The 15711-nt window shown below is 45.1% G+C and carries 17 protein-coding genes; 15 read left to right on the top strand and 2 right to left on the bottom strand.

Translation table 11 applies throughout. From position 1 onward, the window contains the following. Positions 1-61: 61 nt before the first annotated feature. Positions 62-853, bottom strand: coding sequence for a putative hydro-lyase (locus NTX75_16250; GenBank protein ID MCX5817765.1), 792 nt, complete (start codon positions 851-853; stop codon positions 62-64). 125 nt (positions 854-978) lie between these two features. On the opposite strand from NTX75_16250, the gene NTX75_16245 reads away from it, so the two are divergent. From NTX75_16245 to NTX75_16175, 15 genes are all read left to right on the top strand, one after another. Further along, positions 979-1878, top strand: coding sequence for a glycosyltransferase family A protein (locus NTX75_16245; protein MCX5817764.1), 900 nt, complete (start codon positions 979-981; stop codon positions 1876-1878). A 55-nt stretch (positions 1879-1933) separates the two neighbouring features. Continuing rightward, on the top strand, positions 1934-2521 hold the full coding sequence (locus NTX75_16240; GenBank protein ID MCX5817763.1) for a hypothetical protein: 588 nt from the start codon (positions 1934-1936) through the stop codon (positions 2519-2521). Beyond that, positions 2518-3225, top strand: coding sequence for a 1-(5-phosphoribosyl)-5-[(5-phosphoribosylamino)methylideneamino] imidazole-4-carboxamide isomerase (locus NTX75_16235; GenBank protein ID MCX5817762.1), 708 nt, complete (start codon positions 2518-2520; stop codon positions 3223-3225). The genes NTX75_16240 and NTX75_16235 overlap by 4 nt, the downstream gene beginning before the upstream one ends. Further along, a complete protein-coding gene (gene hisF, locus NTX75_16230; GenBank protein MCX5817761.1) occupies positions 3215-3970 on the top strand; it encodes an imidazole glycerol phosphate synthase subunit HisF in 756 nt (251 codons plus the stop codon). The genes NTX75_16235 and hisF overlap by 11 nt, the downstream gene beginning before the upstream one ends. Before the next feature lie 139 nt (positions 3971-4109). Then, on the top strand, positions 4110-4478 hold the full coding sequence (hisI, locus tag NTX75_16225; GenBank protein ID MCX5817760.1) for a phosphoribosyl-AMP cyclohydrolase: 369 nt from the start codon (positions 4110-4112) through the stop codon (positions 4476-4478). 14 nt (positions 4479-4492) lie between these two features. Next, a complete protein-coding gene (locus tag NTX75_16220; protein MCX5817759.1) occupies positions 4493-4960 on the top strand; it encodes a phosphatidylglycerophosphatase A in 468 nt (155 codons plus the stop codon). After that, complete coding sequence (locus NTX75_16215) at positions 4951-5430, top strand: CinA family protein (GenBank protein MCX5817758.1); 480 nt, start codon at positions 4951-4953, stop codon at positions 5428-5430. The genes NTX75_16220 and NTX75_16215 overlap by 10 nt, the downstream gene beginning before the upstream one ends. After that, on the top strand, positions 5427-5978 hold the full coding sequence (gene thpR / locus NTX75_16210) for an RNA 2',3'-cyclic phosphodiesterase (protein ID MCX5817757.1): 552 nt from the start codon (positions 5427-5429) through the stop codon (positions 5976-5978). The genes NTX75_16215 and thpR overlap by 4 nt, the downstream gene beginning before the upstream one ends. Before the next feature lie 72 nt (positions 5979-6050). Further along, positions 6051-7058: a recombinase RecA gene (gene recA / locus NTX75_16205; protein ID MCX5817756.1), complete on the top strand. Its 1008-nt coding sequence runs from the start codon at positions 6051-6053 to the stop codon at positions 7056-7058. Then, positions 7055-9679, top strand: a complete 2625-nt coding sequence (gene alaS / locus NTX75_16200; GenBank protein ID MCX5817755.1) for an alanine--tRNA ligase — start codon at positions 7055-7057, stop codon at positions 9677-9679. Before recA ends, alaS begins: the two co-directional genes overlap by 4 nt. 17 nt (positions 9680-9696) lie before the next feature. After that, positions 9697-10374: a Crp/Fnr family transcriptional regulator gene (locus tag NTX75_16195; GenBank protein MCX5817754.1), complete on the top strand. Its 678-nt coding sequence runs from the start codon at positions 9697-9699 to the stop codon at positions 10372-10374. Positions 10375-10400: 26 nt separating this feature from the next. Continuing rightward, positions 10401-11633, top strand: a complete 1233-nt coding sequence (locus tag NTX75_16190; protein ID MCX5817753.1) for a GAF domain-containing protein — start codon at positions 10401-10403, stop codon at positions 11631-11633. Positions 11634-11811: 178 nt separating this feature from the next. Beyond that, positions 11812-13572, top strand: a complete 1761-nt coding sequence (locus tag NTX75_16185) for an NAD+ synthase (protein MCX5817752.1) — start codon at positions 11812-11814, stop codon at positions 13570-13572. A 3-nt stretch (positions 13573-13575) separates the two neighbouring features. Then, positions 13576-14106, top strand: coding sequence for a sigma-70 family RNA polymerase sigma factor (locus NTX75_16180; protein MCX5817751.1), 531 nt, complete (start codon positions 13576-13578; stop codon positions 14104-14106). Between the two features lie 341 nt (positions 14107-14447). Beyond that, positions 14448-15341 (top strand): hypothetical protein, encoded by an 894-nt coding sequence (locus NTX75_16175; GenBank protein ID MCX5817750.1) that lies wholly within the window; start codon positions 14448-14450, stop codon positions 15339-15341. A gap of 72 nt (positions 15342-15413) precedes the next feature. Here the strand turns inward: NTX75_16175 and NTX75_16170 are convergent, their stop codons facing one another. Continuing rightward, positions 15414-15614 carry a hypothetical protein gene (locus NTX75_16170; protein ID MCX5817749.1) on the bottom strand — a complete coding sequence of 67 codons (201 nt, stop codon included), beginning with the start codon at positions 15612-15614 and terminating at the stop codon, positions 15414-15416. Positions 15615-15711 lie beyond the last annotated feature (97 nt).

Here is a 15711-nt window from a genome sequence, read left to right as displayed (position 1 = left end):
TTCGGACAGGAAATCTCCCGCTCAAGAATCACTTTCGCATTCAGCGATTGCATTTTCGCATTTACATAGTCGCCAGTTCTTCGTTGAGTATGTCTGAGATGAACATATGGCCCGGGGCATGGGTAATACAGATGTCCGGTTTTGCCTCCATAACTGCAGCCTGGGGGGTAACGCCACAAGCCCAGAAAACAGGTACTTCGCCGGTTTTAATCGTAACGGAATCACCGAAATCCGGTTTATGCAAATTTCTAATCCCTATCTTCGCAGGGTTACCTATGTGGACGGGGCCTCCATGAACGGCAGCATAGCGTGATGTAACCTGAACCGCCTTCACCACAAGGGCTTCGGGAACAGGTCTCATCGACACAACCATAGGACCCCTGAAGATACCTGCCGGCTTGCAGGGTATATTGGTGATATACATGGGGACGTTCCTGCCTTCCTCGATGTGCCGTACGGGAATTTTTACCTTCATGAGAGCTTCTTCGAAGGAATAGCTGCATCCTAAGAGAAATGTGACAAAATCGTCCTGCCATAAATCCTCAACATTCTGTATAGTAGCAGCCAACCTTCCCCGTTTGTAAACGTTATAAAGCGGGATATCGGTGGTGACATCTGCACTGGCTGCCAAAAATTCCGTTATATATTTGCCGGGTTCCAGCACTTCCAGCAAAGGGCATGGTTTCGGATTTCTCTGGCAATAAAGAAGAAAATCAAATGCATACTGCCCGGGCAGTATGACAAGGTTGGCCTGAGCATAGCCTAAAGCAAGGCCTGCTGTGGATTTCTGCCATTCTCCTGTTCGGATTAATGCCCGCACTTCTTTTGGAGATATTTTTTCAATCTTTTTCATATGGGAATTCCTTTCCAGGGATTTATTGTTATTTTACCCATTGACTACGGGACATGTAAAGGTGAAAGAAAAGTTTTTTCGGCTTTTGTTTGAAATTAAAGGAAAGCATAAGGTAAACTTACAGAATGCTGGACTATGACCCATCGCCTTTAATTTCCATCATAATACCCACCTATAATTACGGAGAATATTTACCTGTTGCGCTGGAATCCTGTTTACAGCAAACTTATAAGAACCTTGAAATCATTGTTGTTGATGATGGCTCTACAGATAATACAAGAGAGATCATCGAACGATACGGGGACAGGATTGTTTACATTTTTCAGGAGAATGCCGGGGTATCTGCGGCACGGAACAGGGGGATTGAATCTGCCACAGGCGATTTTATCGGGTTTCTTGATGCCGACGATTATTTCATTGAAGATGCCATCAGAACAAGGCTGGACATCCTTTTGAAAAACACACATCTTGGTGCAGTGATTACAGAAACGTACTCAAAAAAGGGAAGGGATGGGTCCCTGTCATGTCAGCCTGGATTCAAAAGCGATAGAAGCTCGGGCACATTCTATGAAGACCTTATCCTTGGCCGGCTCCCCTTTGCAACATGTGTGGTGTTGACTAAGGGCACTATTGCAAAACAGTTCAGATTCCCTGTTGATCTATCAAACGGCGAGGATGTTGTCTATTTTTGCAAGATATTTTTTTCCACAACAGTATATTATACGCAAAGACCAACTGCTGTTACGCTCTGGCATGAAGACAGCCTCAGACACAATATCGAAGAATTGAAAAGACAGGATACTGCCCTTGTAAGGGCAATCCTGAATGATCCGTTTTATGGAGGGGCGCTTGAATATCTCCGCAAGGATTTTGTATCGCGAAGATGTTTGGAACTCTTCAGAAAATTGTATTTAGCCGGAGAAAAAGGGGTTGCAAGAACATACTTTATAAAGGCCATCGCCGCGAAGCCTTCCAGCATTTTAAAGATAGACTACCTCGTTAAATTCATAAAATCATTGATCTGAAAAATACGTTTTTCTTCTTCCATTTGCCGGTGTTTTCCTGTAGAATTGTGGGGTTATGCGGACATTAAAAAAGACATACATTGCCCTTCTCATACTGGCCACTATATTCACTTTTGCTTCAATTTGTCATGCTGATGAAGGTATCGGCATCTCTATTGAAAAAGTTGAAAGCACTGAAGGCATTGACAGATGTAAGTATTGCGGAAGATTCATTAAAAACGGGAATGTCCACAGAGACGCGTTAGCAATTGTGGGTAAACAGCTTGAAGAGGGATTGTATGCAAGAAAGATAAAATTTTCAGGCGGCAAGGAAAGCGATCGATATATCCATGTGTACATTTACAGGTTTGAAGAACGGAAAGGTGGCAACTACTCGGTAGAAAAACCCGCAGGTGTTGGTTTTCACATGCACCTTTTTGAAAATAACACCCTGAAACAGATATTTGTTTTTGACGAAGATCAGCAGGCCCTAACGGAAAACCTCTTTGGCATAGGAAAATTCTTCAAACGGGGGGGTAAATGGATAACAGCAGAAGCACTGTCTAAAGAAGGGGTTGAAAAGGGTTTGGATGCGCTTGTGGAAGATGCATCACAAGCTATTGAAAAGGATTCAGGTATACATACGGGGGATATACCAAGATGAAGGCGCTCTTTGCCATGGATCTTATGGACAGCAAAACCGTACGCCTCAAGAAAGGAGATTTCGATAAGGTAACGGTATACAGCGAAAACCCTGTCAAAAAGATCGAAGAGATGATACAGCAGGGGGCACGGGATTTCCACATCATTGACCTCGACGGCGCGAGAACAGGTCAACGTACCCATCATGAGATTATAAAAGAGATAAGGCTCAAAGTGGATGGGTACATGGAAGCAGGCGGAGGCATCAGAAATGAGGGAGATATTAAATTCTACTGCGAATGGGGTCTGGATGGAGTGATTGTGGGAACCCGCGCACTGGAGGATGATGCATTTTTTAAGAGCCTTTCAATGTTCAGGAATATCGTGCTCGGGCTTGACCTCCTCGACGGAAAACCCATGGTGAGGGGGTGGAAAACCGCCGTCAATAAAGACATTAAGCAAATCCTTGAAGAATCGGAACAGGCAGGGATAATGGCCATTCTCAGCACGAGTATCGCACGGGACGGGATGCTCTCCGGCCCGGATTACGAAGGCATGAAAAATATGTTAAGCATGACGAAAATTCCGGTTATTGCAAGCGGAGGCGTTACTCATATTGACGATGTAAAGAGACTGAAGGATATGGGTGCGTGGGCTGTCATACTTGGCAAGGCAGTATACGAAGGTCTCATAAAAATAGAGGAAGCAGTGAAATATGCTGACTAAAAGGATAATCCCCTGTCTCGATGTTATGGAAGGCAGGGTTGTGAAGGGGATAAACTTTTTAGGACTTAAAGACGCAGGTGACCCTGTTGATAACGCCAAAACTTATGAAGATGAGATGGCGGATGAACTCTGTTTTCTTGACATAACTGCCTCCCACGAGAAAAGAAAGACGATCATAGATGTCGTTGAAAGGGTTGCAAGGGAAGTGTTCATGCCATTAACCGTCGGGGGTGGCATCAGAACCCTGGAAGACATCAGGGAAACTCTCCTCGCAGGTGCGGATAAGGTGGCGGTGAATACCTCCGCTATTGAAACGCCGGAGTTTATCCGGGAGGCAAGCGAAATGTTCGGAAGCCAGTGCATATGCGTGGCTATCGACGCCAAGAAGAAGGATGACGGCTTTGAGGTATATACGTACGGCGGGAGAAGGCCAACGGGAGTAGATGCAATAAAATGGGCAAGGCAGGTCGAAAAACTGGGTGCCGGGGAGATACTCCTTACAAGCATGGACAGAGACGGAACAAAGATAGGCTATGACATCCCGCTCACAAAAGCCATTTCAGAGGCAGTAAACATCCCTGTTATTGCGTCAGGCGGGGTTGGTACACTTGGCCACCTTTACGATGGTCTTGTGGATGCAAAGGCAGATGCGGTGCTCGCTGCATCAATTTTCCATTACAGGGAATACACGATTATCGAGGCCAAACAATACCTGAGGGATCGTGGAGTAAACGTACGGTTGTAACACCGTGATACATGATTTCTAAATAAATTCAAATGTCCAGGATTCAAAACCGTTTTGAAAGTTTGGTTATTTGAGTTTTGAATTTTTTTGGGATTTGGATATTGGTGCTTGGAATTTATTATTTATTCAGGAGAAAAAGATGGATGCTATAAAGTGGGATGAGCGTGGACTTGTGCCTGTGGTTGTGCAGGATTTCAGGACAAAAGATGTGCTTATGGTCGCCTACATGAACCGGGAAGCCTTTGAGTTAACATTAAAAACAGGGAAGGCGCATTATTACTCAAGGTCACGGGAAAAGCTCTGGCTCAAAGGAGAGACCTCGGGACATACGCAGGACGTCAAGGCAATACACCTTGACTGCGATAACGACACGGTTTTGATTTTGGTTGACCAGAAGGTAGCGGCTTGCCACACAGGCTACTGGAGTTGTTTCTACAGGGCATGGGCAGAGGGGTGGAAAGTGGTGGGAAAGAAGGTTTTTGATGAGGGGAAGGTGTATGGAAGATAATTCATAAGACTTTTATGGGCAGCAACCTTGACAAAACACTTCGTTTCATCGTTACCTGCGGTTTCGTGGGTTATATGCCTTTTGCACCGGGGACGTGGGCTTCAGCTTTAGGCTGTATTTTTATATATCTTTTCCCGTTCCCATCACTGATTGCCAATATCAGCTTTATATGCTGCCTCATTATATTCTCGATTATCTGCATCAACTTACTCACATTCACAGTGGAAGACCCCGGTTATATTGTCATAGATGAGCTGGCCGGTATGTTCATAACAATGGCGGGGCACAAGCCGACCCTCATTACACTTGTTGCAGGGTTCTTCCTTTTCAGAATTTTTGATATCGTAAAGCCATACCCTGTTAACGCCGTTGAGCGCTACAGGAAAGGGTACGGCATAATGGCTGATGATATTCTTGCCGGCATATATGCAAATATTATATTATGGTCAGGACACCTTGTGGTTTACAGCATATGGAAATAGAAGAAAAGGTAGGCAGAATACTGAAAGAAAAGGGTCTGACAATCGCTGTAGCAGAGTCCTGCACGGGTGGTCTCATAGCCAGCAGGATCACAAATATCAGTGGTGCCTCTGAATATTTTGAGGCAGGTTTTATAACTTACAGTAACAAAGCAAAGACATCCTTTTTGTCTGTTCGGGAAGAGGTCATTAACAGATATGGAGCTGTCAGTTATGAAGTGGCAAAATTGATGGCAGAAGGGGTAAAGAATATTGCCGGTGTGGACATAGGGGTTTCCGTAACCGGCATTGCAGGGCCGGCAGGTGGCACATTGGAAAAGCCTGTGGGCACAGTCTTTGTGGGGCTTGCTACCGGAGAAGGTACTTCTGTCCGTAACTTTTTGTTTACCGGCAACAGGACAGAGATAAAGCAACAGACCTCTGAAGCAGCGCTCACATTTGTTGTCGACTACCTGGAAGAAAAACCTATATGAGATCTTTTCTGGCTGTGGAAATCCCCGATGAGATCAAGGAATATCTTAAGGCCGTCGCAAGGGGCATGGCCATATACGCTGATGGGGTAAAATGGGTAAATGAGGCGGCCCGGCATATTACCTTAAAGTTCTTCGGTGAAATCGAAGAGAAAATGGCCTGGAATATAAAGAAATCGATAGAGCATGTAGGGTTAAAGTACAGCCCCTTTGCCCTCACCCTTAAGGATATTGATGCACTTCCCTCTAAAAAGAGGGCAAGGGTCATTGTTATCACACTGGAAAATGGAGTTGACAATATAAAAGACATATTCAATGATATAGAACAGAACATTACATCGTTGGGCATCGAAAAAGATGAAAGGTCTTTTATGCCGCACATTACATTGGGGAGAAGAAAGGTGCCTGCACCTCTTCCGGAAAAAGCACTCGTGGAAATAGACAGAAAAAGTTTTAATGTGAATGCGCTCGTGCTCTTTAAAAGCACACTCACAAGTCAGGGAGCGATATATACACCGGTGTGGGAAATAAAACTGGGTATGCAACCTTAGAGATCCTTAAATGTTTTTGTGATTTATAATTTTGGTTATTGGAATTTAAACAAAATAGGGAGGTAGCAACAGGTGAAGGAAGAGGAAAACAAATCAAAGGCAATAGATATGGCGGTTACGCAGATCGAGAAACTCTTTGGAAAGGGTTCGATCATGAGAATGGGCGATAAACCCATTGAGGCCGTGCCAGTGGTATCAACCGGGTCGCTTTCGCTGGATATTGCGCTCGGTGTCGGTGGGTTGCCGAGGGGGAGGGTCATCGAGATATTCGGCCCCGAGGCATCCGGCAAAACAACCCTTGCCCTGCAGGTCGTAAGCGAAATCCAGAAACTGGGTGGTACAGCAGCCTTTATTGACGCAGAACATGCCCTGGATATGGCATATGCCAACAAGATCGGTGTAAAAACAGATGAACTACTTTTATCACAACCGGATACAGGCGAGCAGGCGCTTGAGATTGCCGAAATCCTCGTGAGAAGCGGTGGGGTTGATGCAGTGGTCATCGATTCCGTGGCAGCCCTTGTACCTCGTGCTGAGATTGAAGGTGACATGGGCGATGCCCATATGGGTTTGCAGGCACGGCTTATGTCACAGGCATTGAGAAAGCTTACCGCTATAACCAGTAAATCCATGACAACTGTCATATTCATCAACCAGATACGGCATAAAATAGGGATCATGTTCGGGAACCCGGAGACAACGACCGGTGGGAACGCATTAAAGTTCTACTCCTCGGTACGGCTCGATATACGAAGAATCTCCGCTATAAAGGACGGGCAGGACATTATCGGAAACAGAACAAGGGTAAAGGTAGTAAAAAACAAGCTTGCCCCACCATTTAAAGAAGTGGAATTTGATATAATATTCGGCGAGGGTATCTCAAAGGAAGGAGATATACTGGACTTGGCAGTTGAGGCAGGCGTTGTTGAAAAAGCAGGAACATGGTTTTCTTACGGAGAGATACGGATGGGACAGGGAAGAGAAAACGCAAAAGAGTTCCTCAGGAAAAATGAAGAAACAAAAGATGAGATTAAGGATAAATTGCTTGCACATTATGAATTAAAGAAAGGTGAATCGTGACATCAAGCGAAATAAGAAAGAAGTTTTTGGCATATTTTTCAGCACATGGTCATACCATAGTTCCGAGTTCATCGCTCGTGCCGGACAGGGACCCAACGATACTATTTGTCAATGCCGGGATGGTGCAGTTTAAAAATGTCTTTACCGGCATTGAAAAAAGGGATTACGAGAGGGCAACATCCTCCCAGAAGTGTGTCAGGGCCGGGGGCAAGCATAACGACTTTGAAAACGTGGGAAAGACATTAAGACACCACACCTTCTTCGAAATGCTCGGCAACTTTTCATTCGGGAATTACTTTAAGAAAGAGGCAATCCCCTTTGCCTGGGAATTTCTGACCGATGTGCTGAATCTGGACAAAAAGCGTTTATGGATAACTATTTACAAAGATGATAACGAGGCGGATGCAATCTGGAAGAGTATCAACATCTCTGCTGACAGAATCGTCCGGCTTGGCGAGAAAGATAACTTCTGGTCAATGGGCGATGAAGGCCCCTGTGGACCCTGCTCTGAGATCCATTATGATCTGGGTGAAGGTGTCGGCTGCAGAAAACCGACATGTCAGGTCGGCTGTGATTGTGACAGATTTTTAGAGGTCTGGAATCTTGTATTTATGGAGTTCGAGAGGACCAAAGGCGGGGAGATGAAAAAATTACCCCGTCCTTCCATAGATACCGGTATGGGACTCGAACGGATTACTTCCATCATGCAGGGCAAGATCGGAAATTATGAGACCGACCTTTTCAGCCCCATTTTGAAACGGCTGGAAGATATTTCACAAAGCATATACGGAGAAAACAGACGCAGGGACATTGCTATGAGGGTCATCGCAGACCACGTGAGAGGGGCAACATTTATCATTAATGACGGTGTCTTGCCGTCAAAGGACGGGAGAGGCTATGTTCTGAGAAGGATCATCCGGAGGGCATTGCGGTACGGAAAAAAGCTCGGCATAGAGAAAGAGTTTCTTTATGACCTCTCTGGCACAGTCGTTGACCTCATGGCAGATACATATCCGGAGATCAAGCATAACCACCCCTACATCGTGCGTGTCCTTAAAGGGGAAGAGGAAAGATTCATTGAGACGTTGAATATCGGCATGAGGCTCTATGAGGAAATTGCTGCAGAATTGAAAGCAAAAGGAGAAAATGCCATCCCGGGAGATCTGGTTTATAAGCTATACGATACCTATGGATTCCCTCTCGATATCACACAGGAAATGGCAGAAGAAGATGCGTTGCTGGTTGATGTGGCCGGGTTTCAATATGCACTGAAAGAGCAGAAAACGAGGTCAAGGAGTGCTTCAAAGATAAAGGGCGATGAGCTGGGCGAAGGTCATGTGGAAGTGCTGAAGACCGATGCAAAAAATATATTTGTGGGATATGAGAAGCTGGAGACGCAAGGAAAAATAATTAATATCATTAAGGATGAGAAGATAGCAGAAGAGATATACGAAGGTGAAGAAGGCGAAATCTTCTTTGACTATACCCCTTTTTATGCAGAAAGTGGAGGTCAGACGGACGATGAGGGTTTCATAACATCACCTTCCGGGAAGGCACAGGTTCTGAACGTAACGAAGATAAAGGCCGACCTCTTCTCTCACAGCATAAAGATGGAAAATGGTTCTTTCAAAAAAGGGGATATTGTTCGATTGACCGTTGACAAGGAAAAACGGAGGGGTGTTTCGAGAAATCACACTGCCACACACCTCCTCCACTATGCGCTCCGGCAGATGCTTGGAGACCATGTGAAACAATCCGGCTCACTTGTGGAAAAAGACAGATTCAGGTTTGACTTCACCCACTTTCATGCCCTGGATAATGCGGAAATAGCACGGGTGGAGGATATTGTTAACGAAAAGTGCCTCGATTGTATCAATGTTGCTGTTGAAGAGAAAACAAAAGACGACGCAATCAAAGAAGGCGCAACAGCACTATTCGAAGAGAAATACGGAGAAACGGTGAGGGTTGTGAAGATAGGCGATTTCAGCGCTGAATTGTGTGGCGGAACCCATGTGAGGAATACCGGAGAGATAGGGAGTTTTTATATCACCGGCGAAGGCTCCCTTGCATACGGCGTGAGAAGGATTGAGGCCGTTACAGGGAAAGGTGCAATAGAACGCAGCCGCACGCTTGAAGGTATTGTGAACGGAATTGCAAAACTCACCAACACAGAGACCGGCAGGGTACGGGAACGGATTGAAGGGATTATCGGAGAGCTTCAGGAAAAAGAAAAGATACTGGAGCGTTTAAGAGAGGAGATAACAGCCGGTAAAGTCGATGCGGCAATCGAGGGGGCCTGTGAACGGGACGGGGTTAAAGCTGTCACTATGTTGATTGAGAATGCCAAAGCAGAAGATTTAAGAAAGGTGACGGATATTATCAGAAGCAGGGTGAAAAGCTGTGTCGCTGCAGTGGGTACGCGGGATGATACAAAAGGTTTAATCGTTGTTGCAGTCAGCAAGGATGCTCAGAGCACATACAACGCAGGGAAAATCATCAAGGGGATTACGGAGAAATACAACGGGAAGGGTGGCGGAGGACCGCAGATAGCACAGGGGGGCGTCCCGGGTGAAAAGGTTGCGGAAGCCCTGAAGAGTATACAGGACATATTGGGGATTTAGATGAACAGGGTGGCATTATGATGAAGCAATATGTTGGGAATTTAAAAAGCGTTACCCTCTTTTCCATATTAAAGGATGATGAAATACAGGCGATTTCCAGGATTGCAGTCCTTAAGAATTACAACAAGAACTCTATAGTTTTCCAGGAAGGTGAGATAGGCGATTCACTCTATGTCATATTGAGCGGAAAGGTGAAAATCTCCCTTTTCGATGAAGAAGGCAAGGAATATATTCTGGATGTTATCGGAAAGGACGGTTTTTTCGGCGAACTATCACTCATCGATGAACTGCCAAGATCTGCAAACGTGATAACCACAGAAAATTCCGAGTTTTTAGTTATTCACCGGAGGGATTTTATTAGACTTCTCTTGGAAAACCCCGCAATAAGCATCAGCATTTTAAAGACGTTATCAAGAAGGCTGCGGTCTGCCGATAAGAGAATTGAAGGGCTTGCCTTCCTGAGTGTTGAAGGGAGGGTGCTCAAATATCTTCTGGATATCGGCGAACAATCAGGACTCAGACTGAAAAATCACATCATCATAGGGAACGGTCCGACGCAGATTGAGATAGCGAACTCCTGCGGCTCAACAAGGGAAACTGTATCGAGGGCTATAAAATCATTAATCAGAAAAGGTGACATAAGCGTGAGAAAAAGGCAGTACACGCTGCATCCTTCTTCGGATGAATCAATTTAGTAAATAAATCTTCATAAGGACAACAAATGGCAACGAAAAAAATGAGTGAGGCGTTAGAGCAGAAAGAACAGGAATTGAAAATCCTCCACGAAGTTGCAAAGGATATCAGCGGTAATGTGGAGCTGGACGAACTCTTGCATCGCATCGTCGAAATGATTATGCACTTTATCATTGCAGACTCATGTCTCATCTATCTTTACGATAAGCAGAACGACGAGCTTATTTTGACGGCATCCAGCAACCCTCAGGATAAGGTGCTTGGCAGAATAAAACTGAAAATGGGTGAAGGTGTTACAGGCTGGGTTGCACGGGAGAGAAAGCCTGTTGCCCTGGCAAAAGAAGCTTATAAAGATCCCAGGTTCAAGACCTTTACATCCCTCGACGATGATAAATACGAAGCATTTCTGTCAATCCCTATCTTTTCCAAGGACGAGATCATCGGCGTTATGAACATAAGAAACAGAAAAGAGCACACGTATCCGGGCCACCAGGTAGATCTTATCTTTACGGTTTCACGGTATCTGGGAAGCGCCATTAAAAACGCAATTATTCACGATGAGGTAGTAAAAAAGGCGCAGCAGTTAGACCTCCTTTCTGAAATCTCCCGCACGATTGTCTCCGATTATTATTTGAAAGAAATACTGCAACTTATCGTTACAATGACAGCAAAGGTGATGGATTCCAAGATCTGTTCAATCATGCTGCTCGATGAAAAGAGGAATGAACTCGTCATTGCCGCTACCCAGAGCTTAAGCGCTTACTACGTCAACAAGCCGAACCTGAAGGTTGGACAGTCCATCAGCGGGAGAGTGGTGAAAGAGAAAAAACCTATCACTGTCCTGGATGTAACGAAAGAACCTGGTTTCATGTATCCGGACATTGCAAAAAAAGAAGGCATTGTTTCACTGCTCTCTACTCCCATGATGATAAAAGACAGGGCAATCGGGGTTATTAACAGTTATACACAGTGCGAGCACAAATTCAGCAAGGAAGAGGTTGACATCATACAGACCGTGGCAAATCAGGCAGCCGTTGCAATAGAGAATACACGCCTTGACCAGGAAATTCTCACCGCAAAAGAGGCCCTGGAAGCAAGAAAGATTATTGAGAAGGCTAAGGGTATCCTTATGAAGGAATTGGGGGTTTCCGAAGACGATGCTTACAAAAAGATACACAAGAAAAGTATGGACCTGAGGAAGAGCATGAGAGAGATCGCTGAAGCAATTATTCTCACCTCGGATTTAAAGAAAAAATATTGACAAAAAAGAAAAGAGTATATAAATTTGTATGTAATTAAAACATTGACTTTTGTTAGCAATGGCAGCTGACAGGATTAAGTTGAATGGACTGAGGCGTCCAACCCACTAATAGTGGTTTGGACGCCTTTTTTATTTCATGCCGGAGATGGAAATGCTGAGAAGGGGAAAACCGGAAACAATGAAAACCATACGGGTCGCAGTAGGTCAGATAAACTGCATTGTAGGCGACTTGAAGGGTAATTGCGCAAAGATGTCTGCATATGTAAAAAAAGCGGAAAAATGCGGGGCGGATATAGTGGTATTTCCTGAGCTTGCTGTGACAGGTTATCCGCCCGAAGACCTTCTGCTAAAACCGAAATTCGTCGAAGATAATGTTAAGGTTTTGGAAGAATTTACATGGTCGGTTCACGATATTATCGCCATTGCGGGTTTTGTCAACAGGATAGGCGAAGACCTGTACAATGCTGCAGCTATTATCAGCAACGGTAAAATCAGAGGCGTATATCACAAAACACTTTTACCCAACTATGGCGTTTTTGACGAAAAACGGTATTTTCAGGCAGGCAGTGAGCCGCTTGTGTTTCAATACGGAGGACTTATCTTTGGAGCCAATATATGTGAAGACATATGGCATGAAAAAGGGCCGACGAGAATGCAGGTTTTACATGGAGCACAGCTCATACTCAATATCAACGCATCCCCCTATCATGCAGGGAAAATCTGCCAGAGAGAAGAAGTTGTAAAAACCAGGGCAAGAGAAAACCATGTTCCCATTATCTACGCCAATCTTGTAGGCGGACAGGACGAGCTTGTATTTGATGGGCAGAGCCTGGTTGTTGATGAAAAAGGCACTGTTACAGCAAGGGCCGGGGCATTCAAAGAAGACCTGCTTGTGGTGGATATGGTGCTTGCAAGCGGAGAGCGGAGAGCGGAGAGGGGCGAGGGGATAGCCGCAGACTTCGGCCTGCGTGAAGTCAGAAAACAGAATTTAATAGAAATCCGAGATCCACAATCCGTAAGGTTTAATCCTGCCGAAGGCGGGACAATCCGAAATAAAAAACCCCCCATCCCCAGGAGGAAAGCAGAGCCTCTGTTGGAACCTGCTGCTGAAGTGTATGAGGCATTAAAATTAGGCCTCCATGATTATGTTGTAAAGAATGGATTCAAGAGGGTTGTTATCGGGTTGAGCGGCGGCATTGATTCATCCCTGGTGGCAGTTGTTGCTGCCGATGCCCTTGGAAAAAAGAATGTCGCTGGCGTCTCGATGCCCTCCCGTTATACATCGGAGGCTTCAAGGGTCGATGCGAAAGGGCTTGCAGATCAACTCGGTATAGAGTTGCTGGAAGTCCTTATTGACGGTATTTACTTGGCTTATCAGTCATCCTTCAATCCTCTTTTTAAGGGGCTGCCCGAAGACACAACTGAAGAGAACATACAGGCCCGGATCCGGGGCAACATCCTCATGGCGTTGTCAAATAAATTCGGCTGGCTCGTACTCACTACAGGGAATAAGTCTGAAATGAGTGTGGGCTATGCCACGCTCTATGGTGATATGGCCGGCGGGTTTGCAGTGATAAAGGATGTGCCGAAAATGCTGGTGTATGAGTTATCGAGATACAGGAATACAATCAACCTTGTCATACCGGAAAGGGTGTTAACAAAAGCGCCGACAGCCGAACTCAAACCGGACCAGAAGGACCAGGATACATTGCCTCCCTATGACATCCTCGACCGGATATTGGAGGCGTATATTGAAAAAGACAAATACGGTGAAGCGATTATATCTTCCTCCCTCCAGAAAGAAACGGTGGAAAAAATCTTGCGTATGGTTGACATAAGCGAATATAAACGGCGTCAGTCGTCGCCGGGGATAAAGATTACGCCTAAGGCCTTCGGTAAAGACAGACGTATGCCCATAACGAACAAATACAGGGGGTGATCCATGTTTTTTGAGATCCTTGTAAAGAGAATATCGCCTACGATAAAGAAGATCGCACACAAGTTGAACGGCCATTACACCTTTTTCAACGATGAAGACCTTTACCAGGAAGCGCTGATACACCTGTGGATCGATTTCAGAGAAGGTATTCTCGGTGACAAAACAGATAGTTATATATTGCAGGGGTGTTATTATCATCTGAAAAACTACATTCGTAAGACCCAGGATAATGCGGTACTTGTGAGCCTGAACAACCCTATCGGTGAAGACGGGACGGTTATGGAAGAAATCCTCCCTGCAGACAGTATCAACCCGTTGGAATATTTAGAAAGTAAAATGGAAATCGAAACAGCCGAAGAGAAATATTTTACTCAGAGAGAAAAAGATGTACTCTCATATTTTCTTGAAGGCATGTCCATGAGGGAGATAGGCCGCAAAATAGGCATATCCCACGTAATGGTGCTGAAGATACGGAACAAAATCAAAGATAAGTACGGAAGGTTCAATAGGGAAAACGGAGCAATGAACAATTAAAAAATGCAGCTATCAGCCATTAGCTTTTAGCTATCAGCCAAGATTTACAGCATGACGATTAAATGTTTGTAATGTTCATGGGTGGCATTTATAGTGTTTTTGTTAAAAAACTGATTGCTGACAGCCAAAAAACGGTTACCGAAGAAAAGAACACTTTACTTGTACAGTATATAAACAAACCCTGAGACAGGGCAATTAACACAGTGATGTGTGGCATAACGATGGCGTTCCAGTAAAAAGGAGCGCCTTTTTTATTTAATTAACCCGGGACAGAGGCGTCTTGAGACCGACAGCGGTTTTAAGACGCCTTTTTATTTCAAAAACATTAAAGGAGGATGATGATGAAAATTGTAACAATGTTAATGCTTGCGGTATGTTTCACATTTTGTACAGCAACAATTATTTTTTGTGCAGAGGAGACAAACCCCCCTGAGGTAAAATCCCCTGAAGCCAAGCCACCGGAGAAACCACCGGAGGACAAGGTTACGGGTAATGCATCCATGGCAGTTCTCAACAGATACATATTCCGTGGATATGAAATCGGCAAAAGCGGCCTGGTGTTTCAGCCTTCTCTAAGCGCCTCTTATAAGGGGTTTTCGGCAACGTTCTGGGGCAACATCGATACGAACCAGAGGAATACCACAACCGCCGCCTTTAACGCCAGGGAAGAAGGGAAGAAGGGATGGGATGAAACAGACCTGACTCTCAGCTACACCTATACGATCCAGAAGCTTTCTCTCACCGGCGGGTATATCTACTATAACCTCAAGTATGCGGAGGATACCGAGGAATTCTTCCTCTCCCTTGCCTATGACATACTCACCAAACCCACGCTCTCCATCTATCAGGATGTGAATGCCTATCCAGGCACCTATATCAGCCTTTCTTTCGCCCATTCCCTTCCGGTATACAAAGATGTCACCCTCGATCTGGGCGCATCCTTCGGGTATGAACTGGGACAGGGCGGCTTCTGGAAGACCTATGAACGGTCTACAGGCGGCTACACGGGGAGCAAGTATCAGACGCTCCATGACGGAATGGTAAAGGCAGGATTCACCATGCCCGTTACCAAAGCATTTTCCATCCAACCCATTGTGCAATATTACTTTCCTCTTTCTGGAGATGCAAGCAGGACAATGGGGTATGACACAAATGGGAACAAGATCGCCTACAACCACAACGGGTATGTACCCAACAGTTTTGTTGGAGGGGTCAATTTTGCATTCAATTTTTGACAAAACGAACACAAGACAAAGGGGGTCAAGTCATGCAGTTGCACATTTTTGTTGATCCTCATGCTCTTTTTCTTAATTATGTTTGGAAGATTGGGGTCGGACCAAACCAAGTTTTATAAACAGTTTTGACCCTTGGTAAGGTGTGGCCGGAACGCTGTTTTGCTCTCTGCTCCGCTGCGCATCCTTACCCATGCAGCGGTTCGCATCCATTCGGCCTTCTAACTTGTCCACCCGCAAGCGGGTACGAACCTGTGAAATAATCAATTTTTCCATAAGCATGTTCCTTCTTCCTTTCGAGTTATACCGGCCAATCTCTATAAAAGTTCTCTCATCTTATGGAGACATATGCATTTCCTTATCGGGTAGGCTT

The organism is Pseudomonadota bacterium (assembly GCA_026388315.1).
Taxonomy (GTDB): domain Bacteria; phylum Desulfobacterota; class Syntrophorhabdia; order Syntrophorhabdales; family Syntrophorhabdaceae; genus MWEV01.
Note: the sequence above shows the minus strand (reverse complement) of the source record. Positions and strands in the feature narration are given on the sequence as shown.

Coding starts and splice junctions, on each gene's coding strand:
- NTX75_16250 (MCX5817765.1), bottom strand. CDS start 853: ATGAAAAAGATTGAAAAAATATCTCCAAAAGAAGTGCGGGCATTAATC.
- NTX75_16245 (MCX5817764.1), top strand. CDS start 979: ATGCTGGACTATGACCCATCGCCTTTAATTTCCATCATAATACCCACC.
- NTX75_16240 (MCX5817763.1), top strand. CDS start 1,934: ATGCGGACATTAAAAAAGACATACATTGCCCTTCTCATACTGGCCACT.
- NTX75_16235 (MCX5817762.1), top strand. CDS start 2,518: ATGAAGGCGCTCTTTGCCATGGATCTTATGGACAGCAAAACCGTACGC.
- hisF (MCX5817761.1), top strand. CDS start 3,215: ATGCTGACTAAAAGGATAATCCCCTGTCTCGATGTTATGGAAGGCAGG.
- hisI (MCX5817760.1), top strand. CDS start 4,110: ATGGATGCTATAAAGTGGGATGAGCGTGGACTTGTGCCTGTGGTTGTG.
- NTX75_16220 (MCX5817759.1), top strand. CDS start 4,493: ATGGGCAGCAACCTTGACAAAACACTTCGTTTCATCGTTACCTGCGGT.
- NTX75_16215 (MCX5817758.1), top strand. CDS start 4,951: ATGGAAATAGAAGAAAAGGTAGGCAGAATACTGAAAGAAAAGGGTCTG.
- thpR (MCX5817757.1), top strand. CDS start 5,427: ATGAGATCTTTTCTGGCTGTGGAAATCCCCGATGAGATCAAGGAATAT.
- NTX75_16195 (MCX5817754.1), top strand. CDS start 9,697: ATGATGAAGCAATATGTTGGGAATTTAAAAAGCGTTACCCTCTTTTCC.
- NTX75_16190 (MCX5817753.1), top strand. CDS start 10,401: ATGGCAACGAAAAAAATGAGTGAGGCGTTAGAGCAGAAAGAACAGGAA.
- NTX75_16185 (MCX5817752.1), top strand. CDS start 11,812: ATGAAAACCATACGGGTCGCAGTAGGTCAGATAAACTGCATTGTAGGC.
- NTX75_16180 (MCX5817751.1), top strand. CDS start 13,576: ATGTTTTTTGAGATCCTTGTAAAGAGAATATCGCCTACGATAAAGAAG.
- NTX75_16175 (MCX5817750.1), top strand. CDS start 14,448: ATGAAAATTGTAACAATGTTAATGCTTGCGGTATGTTTCACATTTTGT.
- NTX75_16170 (MCX5817749.1), bottom strand. CDS start 15,614: ATGGAAAAATTGATTATTTCACAGGTTCGTACCCGCTTGCGGGTGGAC.